Genomic DNA, 7736 nt, shown 5'->3' on the forward strand with positions numbered 1-7736 from the left:
TGTCACGACGGTGGTCGTGGAACACAGCCGGGGATTTGTGCCGGTGGGGCAGTGCTCTTTTCGGCTTGTGGTGAGCGGGTGCCATCGACAGGAGGTATTTCGTGCCAGCCAGTGGTTTATCGATCGGCTTAAGGAAGATGTTCCCATTTGGAAAAAACCTGTCCCAGAAGACACGACGGCCGATGAGGCAGGTTGAGGGGACATTGTTCATCGCGCAGGGAAGTGATCTCCCGTTTCTGATCTGAAGAAAATAAGGTTTTGGGTACCAACGTTGAGGCGAATGAAAGACGACCTATGAGCACCAACAGGGAACGAACAGACACAGCGAGTCCGGGGGAGACGGTAGCGCGGTGGGCCGATTCACTTTCTCCCGTCGAGGCTGAAGACGTGGAACTTTCTGAGGCAGTGGGACGTGTGCTGGCGGTGCCGCTGGTCGCCGATCGCGATAGCCCGCCGCTCGATGTCAGCGCCATGGACGGTTATGCCGTGCGCTGGGAGGACCTGCGGAATCGTCCGGCTGTGCTGCCGGTGATCGGCGAAGCACGGATCGGTCAGCCCCCGATAGAGCTTGGGCCACATTCCGCGATTCGCATCGTGACCGGCGCGCCCGTCCCCAAAGGAGCGGATACGGTACTTCGCCGCGAGTGGGTCCGGGAGCACGGGACGCACATTGAGGTTCCCGCCGAACTGGGCGTTTCGCGGGGACAGGATATCCGGTTTCAGGGCGAGAACATCTCCGCCGGGCAAACCGTGGTCCCGGAAGGAACGCTCGTGACGGCACCTATTCTGGGTGCGTGCGCGGGCTTCGGGTACAGCCGGGTGCGGGTGTTTCGGCGGGTCAGAGTGGCCCTCTTGGTCACCGGGAATGAACTCGTCGCCGTCGATGACTCAGTCCAACCGTGGCAGCTTCACGATAGCAATTCATGGTCGCTGCGGGGATTGCTGAGCATGGTGCCTTTCCTGGAATTGCGACTGCTCCAGCATATCCCGGACGATTTGGACCAAATGGTCGCGGCCCTGACGGGAGCCCTCCATCAGGTGGATTTGGTGTTGATGACGGGTGGCGTATCGATGGGAGATACAGACTTCGTACGGCCTGCGCTGGAAAAAATTGGTGCGACGATTGTCTTCCACAAGTTGCCCATCCGTCCCGGAAAACCTCTCTTGGGGGCGATGTGCCACGACAGGCCGGTGATGGGGCTTCCCGGCAACCCCGTCTCCGTTTTGGTCACCGCCTGTCGCTTCGCCGGCATGGTGCTGCGACGTTTGGGCGGGATTTCCCGCTGGCAGCCGCGTCCCACCCTGGTGGAGGTGAACGATCCCGAGGTGAGCAACCCCACACTGTGGCTTTATCGGCCGGTACGCCTTGTGGAACAGGCCGTCGCGGAATTCCTGCCGACGCGGGGCTCGGGAGACCTTGTGTCTGCTGCCAGGTCTGATGGCTTTGTGGAAATTCCGCCGAATACGGTGGGAACAGGTCTTCGCCATTATTATCCCTGGAGCCTGCTATGACCGGTGACTCGTCGGTTCAGAGAGAGAATCTTGAATCGCAGAAGAGGCCGAGCCACTGGGCGGACGGCCGGGTGAACATGGTCAACGTGAGCCACAAGCCCGAGTCCCTTCGTCGCGCCTTGGCTGAGGCCCGCGTCCGTGTTTCGCCGGAGCTTGCCGCAATCATTCAGTCGCAGTCGCTGTTCAAGGGCGACCTGTTCACCGTGGCGTCGCTCGCTGGGATTCAAGCCGCCAAACGTACCGGCGAATTGATCCCGCTCTGTCACAACCTCCCCCTGGACTGGGTTGATGTCCGCGTGGAACTTCGGGACCTGACTGTCGTCATCGAAGCAGAAGTCCACACGACGGGGCGCACGGGAGTGGAAATGGAGGCGCTCACGGCTGCCGCGGTGGCGGCCCTCGCCGTCATTGACATGGGCAAGAGTGTGGACCGGGAGATGGTCATCGAATCCGTGCGGCTTCTGGAAAAAAGCGGAGGCCAGCATGGGGACTACCGGGCACCCGATCGACGGGAAGAAGACGCAAAATGATCACGCCGTTTCGCGTTGCCGTCCTCACCTGCAGTGATCGTTGTTCTCGGGGTGAAAGCGAAGATCGCAGCGGTCCCGCCCTGGTGCAGTTTGTTCGAGAGAAGTGGTCGGCGGAGGTCCTCGCGGCGGCCTGCCTCCCGGATGACGCTGATCTGATCTGCCGACAGATTCTAACCTGGGCCGAAGGCGCACCACCCCCGGACCTCATTCTGACCACGGGGGGAACCGGCCTTGGGCCGCGGGATGTCACACCGGAAGCGACTCGCCGCATCCTGGATCGTCCCTGGCCGGCCATCCTGGAGCTTGCCCGACTGCGCTGCCTTCCGCAAACGCCTTTGGCGTATTTATCGCGGGGGGAGGCCGGCGTTGTCCGGCGATCTCTGGTGATCAATCTTCCCGGTTCTCCCCGGGGCGCGCTCGAGACCCTTGCCGCCATTGCTGATGTTATTCCCCATGCCATTGCCATGCTTCACGGTGAAGGGCATGAAGGACACGCCCACGGCAATCCTCGGTAAGTTTCACGAAGGCACGGCCGGATTGTGAATATTTATGGTCGATCGAATTCCCGTCTATATTCTGGCCGGTGGCAGGAGCAGCCGATTTGGAAGTGATAAAGCCCTGGCGACTCTCGCTGGTGAGCCTTTGCTTTCCCGGCTGGCGCGAATGGTGACGCCGTTTGCAACTTCGGTGACCGTGGTGGCTGACAGGCCGGGCAAGTATTCTTCGCTGGGACTGCGGACGATCGGGGACCTATCTCCCGGTCAGGGACCGTTGGGTGGTCTGATCACCGCCCTGGATGATCTCCGCGAACCCTGGATGCTTTTGTTGTCGTGCGACCTGGTGCTTGTGAAGGCCTCGTGGATTGGCCTACTGATGAGCGTGCGTCGCGCCAGCGCTCTTGCCGTGGCTTTTCACCACGACGTATGGGAGCCGCTCTGTGCGCTTTATTCCCGGGATATTCGTCCTCGTGTGCAGGAGGCAATAATGGCCGGGCAGCGGAGTCTTCAAGAACTCCTCGCGGCGGTGCCCGCGGTGCCGGTGCCCCTTCCGCCAGATTGGCCGCCGATCGTGCAGATCAACACGCCGGACGATTTCCGCCGTGCTGAAGAGTGGCTGAGAACGTTGCGGCAGCCGGAAGCGTGAGTATCGGGCGGTCTTTTCGTTTTGTCCATTTTGCCTTGTTCCATGTCCTCGTCGTCTTGCTCGTTCCCACGTTCTTTCTGACGGGGATGCGGACCTCCCCATGGGTTCGGGAAATTCAACCCGGAGCGACCCGCTCGTCGGGTCCGACGAACACCGATTGATGACCCATTCCCCTTCACCGGGCACGACAAGCGTGCCTCTCCGTGACATGTCGGAGTTTTTGGGAAAGTGGCGATGGATCAGCCCCGCAGTGAGTTGACAGCAACGGCGGCACCGCCCACCGCGTATCGCACTCTTCCTACCATTGGCCGTTAAGACCACTCCAGGACTGTTATTAGTAACATAGTCGCATTTAATTGTGCTGCGGGTGTTTATGAAAATTTTTGTTATGGGTGTTGCGACCTCGGCGTAAAAGACGGATGGAAGACGTCAAGTCCATTGAAGAAGTCGCAAGAACGGAGAGTTGCGTATGACACTCGGTCATCTCACAAACCGCTTCGTGTGTTTGGTGCTGCTTGTCGCCGTTTTGATCGGGGCACTCCATCAGAAGGCGAACGCTCAGGCTGTCGCAGTGGACCCATCAGTCGAAGTCGCCTCACCACTCGATTTGGATCTGCCGGCTGTCATCGACAACATTCCTTCTCTCACCGATCGCCGTGAAGACTGGATCCGTGCCACTCCGGAACAACGCAACCCCATTGCGGAAAAGATCGGCGAGGAAGGTGCTCGTGCCTATGCGAAAAGCAGGGGTTATGAGCCGATTTTCGATGGCGTCGGACGAACCATTCCCCAAGGTCTGGACCAGGTCTATCGTGATCCCAGGACGGGTGAAATCGTGGTCATCGAGGCCAAAGGCGGGACGTCTCCGTTGGGTCGGGCATATGGCTATGAGCAGGGCACCAAACAATGGGCTATCAAGTCGGCCGAGCGAATGGCCATCAATCCCAAAGCCTCAGCGGTTGAGCGCAAGGCCGGGGTAGAGGTCATCAAGGCAGCTTTGCGAAATGACCTTCGCGTTGAGGTGGTCCGCACCGAGCACGTGCTGGGCCGACCCGTTCGGGTGATTCTGGAGTCTGTCCACAGGAGCTCGGAATGTGCTGAAGAGGTGCGTGCGCTGGCACAGGCGGCCATGGAGCGTCTGCGGCTGACAGGTCTCGTGGTTGAGGAACTTCCGCGGCGGACAACGGTTTCTGGTGAGAGCACGGAAAAAGTCGGCAGTGTCGCCCGGGGCATGGAAACGCTGACCAAAGCGCTGCCGGAGGCTGCTGAAGAGATTAAGCAGGCCGGTCGCGTGGGGCGGGGTGCAGTGGCTGCTGAGGAAGGAGTCCTGCAAGCGACGCGCGGAACCGCCCGGGCAGCGGAAGCCGTGGAAATGGCGGCGGCCGCCTCCAAGGCAGAACGCGCGATATCGGGGCTGGGAAAGGCAGCCAGGGCCGCGGGGCCTGTGGCCGCGGCGCTGGACGTGGGAGTGAGGATTTACCGCTCGCACGAAGTGGAAGAAGCCTATCAGAAGGGTGAAATCACCCGAGAGCAACGCAACCTGGAGCACGCAAAAAATGTGACAGGTTGCGTGGGCGGCTGGGCTGGTGCGTGGGCCGGTGCCGAATTAGGAGGAAGCGCCGGGGCCGCCATCGGCACGGCGATCTGCCCCGGAGTGGGAACCGCCATCGGTGGTGCAGTCGGCGGGATCGCCGGTGCCATCGGAGGTTACTGGGCTGGCGAAAAGGGCGCCGAGTTTGGTACGGAAGCGCTCCTTGGCTCTTCAAAAGCCTCACGTTGACGATCATTGGATGATCAGCTTGTATTCACCGGGCACGACAAGCGCGCTTCTCCGACCTTGGGCAACCTTTCCTTCCGGAACATCTCTCGGAGGGGCCTGGTTGTCAGGTCCACTTGTCAACCTTGGATGATCCACCCCAATTCACTCGCATTCTGGTAGGGGCCATTCATGAATTGCCCCAACGGTGTTAGCCAGCGCAATGTGAACCAGACGAGCACGTCCCTCCGGGAATTTTTCGGAGGGGCACGCTTGTCGTGCCCGATGAAGCGATATGGTTTATCCAACGTCGGAAAAGCGGACCGTGGAACGCGTGGTTCCATTGCATGGATTGGAGGGTCGGCTTCCACGCCGACCGGTGACCCCGGTTCCGACCGCGCCAACGGCAAGGTTGTGGAGGCTAAAGCCTTCACCAGATAGCGGCGATAAATCGCCGCACTCCATGGAGTGCGGGGCTTTAGCCCCGCTTTTCGCGCGGGACTTCAGTCCCCGGGAAAAAGCAATCGATGATCGAGCGTTGAATGGCGGACCTGACAAGCAGGTCCCTCCGAAAGAGGTGCCTCCGGGATCAATCTCACCGCTCTGAAGACCTTCCCGGGGTTCACACGCCTTTCCCGGGGGCGGCGACAAACTGGGGATAGTCAGCATGCGAGACGCTTGACGGCGCGCTTCTGGCTACTATATTAAAGGCCGTGCCGTACGAGTTCAGATCGGCGTGGAGCAAGGAACTCCTTTAACAGAGGGCAGACCGTGCAAAGAATCATTTGCACAACGGGAACATCTATTCTCACGAATGCCAGGCACTCATTCGGCAATCAGGCGTCGCTGCCAAACGCTCAGCTCATCAAGGAGTTTGTGAGTAAGAAGAGAACTCAATCAGCGGACCGTGAGCAGTTTTTGGCCGAACTGTGCGCGGAAACCCATAGCCTGGAGCAACTCGCTCTCCAGCAAACCGATCAGGTTGTGTTGCTGCACACGGAAACCGACGACGGTCGGGAATGTGCCGAAGCGGTTCGCGATCTGATTCGCGAGGAGTTCAGCGTCGATGTGTGGCTTCGCGAAGTGGAAGGACTTCAGGTGCGTGACGCCGCCCGTTTCCGGCGGGTCGGTCTTCACAAGCTGTTCCAGATATTGAGAGACGAGTGTGTAGAGTGGCAGCAGCAACGGCCTGAGGAAAGAAAGGCTATCCTCAATGCAACTGGCGGCTTCAAAGCGGTTGTGCCCTATCTCACACTGTTCGGTGTAATCCATCGCGTGGACGTGGTTTACATTTTCGAGCAAAGCAGCACACTCATCCGCCTCCCTCCCCTTCCGATCCATTTCGATTACGAACGGCTGGGGCTGGCGCGATCAGCGCTCCAATTGTTGAGGAAAGAGGGCGTTCTCCCACGGGAAAAGTTTTTCGAGCAGATCCGCGGATTGCCCTACGAAGAACGGCCGTGGTACGAATGTTTGCTGGAAGAGGAAGAACAGTCGGGCCTGGTGACCCTTTCCGGTTTCGGCTTTTTGGTGGTGGAAGCCTGGGAAAAAGACACCAAGCAACTCTACCTGTCGCCAGAAGCACGGGAGGTTTACAGCGCCACCCAGGGTGAGGCACGGAAGCGGCTCGACGGCTTCCTGTCGCGTCTCCAAGACCCACTCTACCGGGCGGCTCGAAAACATTCATTCAGCCGAACCGACTTACATGTCTATAAACTGCCCCACCAGGCTGAACGGGCGGCCGGGTTTGTCCGCGGTAACCGATTGTATATCGCCCTGCTCTATACGTCGCATGATCACTATGAGCGGGATTTCCCGAACCATTGTGTGGCAGAGTTTGAGGGCAAGTTGCGGGAATTCTCTCCCTGGACGCCGCCTGCTGAAGAATACATACCGCCCACGGAAATCCCTGACGAGTGGGAAGAATTAATGGCCCAAAATGCTGAGCTGCGCAAACGGGTCGCCGTCCTGGAAGAACTTGTTCACGAATACGAGCAGCAAGAACAGGCGAGCGTATCGAAAATTCAAAATCTGGAACATCAAATATCGGAATTAACAGGCCAAGTGGATCAGTGGCGTCAGCGGGCTGAGAGTTTGGAAACCACTAATCGCAACTTGCAGCAAGAAGTGGAAAATCTGCAACATGCGCTCGCTCAGGCCAAACGGCCCTGGTGGCGAAAGCTCTTAGGCCTGCCCGCTTGTTAGCCACAGGCACTAAGACTCGTAATAAATAAAAGAGCAGCGTTGATCACAGTCGTGCATGGATAAATCAGTTAGAGAAAGGATGTTTTATGCCGGGATTATGGATTCTCAATTTCAGTCACCCTTTGACGCCGGAACAGAAGAAGCAAATTCGTGCCCTGACGGGTCAGCGGATCAGCAAGGTCATTGATCTGAAATGTCAGTTCGATCCACAGCAGCCGTTTGTTGACCAGATGCGGGCGTTGCTTGATCAAATTGAACTCACATACGAGCAATGGCAAACTTTGCCCATTGTGGTTAACCCTCCGTCATTTGCTCCCATCGCCTGCCTGTTTCTGGCGGAACTGCATGGAAGGGTGGGGCATTTTCCGGCCATCATGCGTTTGCGCCCCACGAGCGACGTTCCGCCCCAGTTTGAAGTGGCGGAAATCATCAACCTGCAACAGGTGCGCGATCAGGCCAGGGAACGACGCATGAAGGAAGCAGCCAGTTGAGTGAAGACGGCTTGACATCATGGGGTCAATATGCCAGAATCATCGGCCAAGCGAAGGGAAACATCTGCGGGGTAACAGGAATGACTCATCCATCATCGG

Annotated in this window: 8 protein-coding genes; all 8 read left to right on the forward strand. The window is 58.8% G+C overall.

The genetic code is table 11. The annotated features are described in order from the left end of the window. Window positions 1-196, forward strand: a 196-nt coding sequence (locus tag H5U08_RS06190) for a molybdenum cofactor biosynthesis protein MoaE (RefSeq protein WP_297031315.1), incomplete at its 5' end; no start/stop codon positions are given. A 98-nt stretch (window positions 197-294) separates the two neighbouring features. Beyond that, window positions 295-1512, forward strand: a complete 1218-nt coding sequence (locus H5U08_RS06195) for a molybdopterin molybdotransferase MoeA (protein WP_297031317.1) — start codon at window positions 295-297, stop codon at window positions 1510-1512. Next, window positions 1509-2042: a cyclic pyranopterin monophosphate synthase MoaC gene (gene moaC / locus H5U08_RS06200; RefSeq protein WP_297031319.1), complete on the forward strand. Its 534-nt coding sequence runs from the start codon at window positions 1509-1511 to the stop codon at window positions 2040-2042. Before H5U08_RS06195 ends, moaC begins: the two co-directional genes overlap by 4 nt. Next, entirely contained in the window at window positions 2039-2557 is a 519-nt protein-coding gene (locus tag H5U08_RS06205) for a MogA/MoaB family molybdenum cofactor biosynthesis protein (RefSeq protein WP_297031321.1), read from the forward strand. Before moaC ends, H5U08_RS06205 begins: the two co-directional genes overlap by 4 nt. A gap of 34 nt (window positions 2558-2591) precedes the next feature. Continuing rightward, window positions 2592-3185, forward strand: a complete 594-nt coding sequence (locus tag H5U08_RS06210) for a molybdenum cofactor guanylyltransferase (RefSeq protein WP_297031323.1) — start codon at window positions 2592-2594, stop codon at window positions 3183-3185. Window positions 3186-3654: 469 nt separating this feature from the next. Beyond that, the gene (locus H5U08_RS06215; RefSeq protein ID WP_297031325.1) at window positions 3655-4965 is read left to right on the forward strand and encodes a hypothetical protein; all 1311 of its coding nucleotides are present in this window, start codon (window positions 3655-3657) and stop codon (window positions 4963-4965) included. An 852-nt stretch (window positions 4966-5817) separates the two neighbouring features. After that, entirely contained in the window at window positions 5818-7146 is a 1329-nt protein-coding gene (locus H5U08_RS06220) for a putative CRISPR-associated protein (RefSeq protein WP_297031327.1), read from the forward strand. An 86-nt stretch (window positions 7147-7232) separates the two neighbouring features. Beyond that, window positions 7233-7637: a CRISPR-associated protein Csx15 gene (gene csx15 / locus H5U08_RS06225; protein ID WP_297031328.1), complete on the forward strand. Its 405-nt coding sequence runs from the start codon at window positions 7233-7235 to the stop codon at window positions 7635-7637. Window positions 7638-7736 lie beyond the last annotated feature (99 nt).

This window comes from Thermogutta sp. (assembly GCF_014359955.1).
Taxonomy (GTDB): domain Bacteria; phylum Planctomycetota; class Planctomycetia; order Pirellulales; family Thermoguttaceae; genus Thermogutta.

What these genes read in the sequence shown, in the direction of transcription:
- moaC (WP_297031319.1), top strand. Translation starts at nt 1,509, where the DNA reads ATGACCGGTGACTCGTCGGTTCAGAGAGAGAATCTTGAATCGCAGAAG.
- H5U08_RS06210 (WP_297031323.1), top strand. Translation starts at nt 2,592, where the DNA reads ATGGTCGATCGAATTCCCGTCTATATTCTGGCCGGTGGCAGGAGCAGC.
- csx15 (WP_297031328.1), top strand. Translation starts at nt 7,233, where the DNA reads ATGCCGGGATTATGGATTCTCAATTTCAGTCACCCTTTGACGCCGGAA.
- H5U08_RS06215 (WP_297031325.1), top strand. Translation starts at nt 3,655, where the DNA reads ATGACACTCGGTCATCTCACAAACCGCTTCGTGTGTTTGGTGCTGCTT.
- H5U08_RS06195 (WP_297031317.1), top strand. Translation starts at nt 295, where the DNA reads ATGAGCACCAACAGGGAACGAACAGACACAGCGAGTCCGGGGGAGACG.
- H5U08_RS06205 (WP_297031321.1), top strand. Translation starts at nt 2,039, where the DNA reads ATGATCACGCCGTTTCGCGTTGCCGTCCTCACCTGCAGTGATCGTTGT.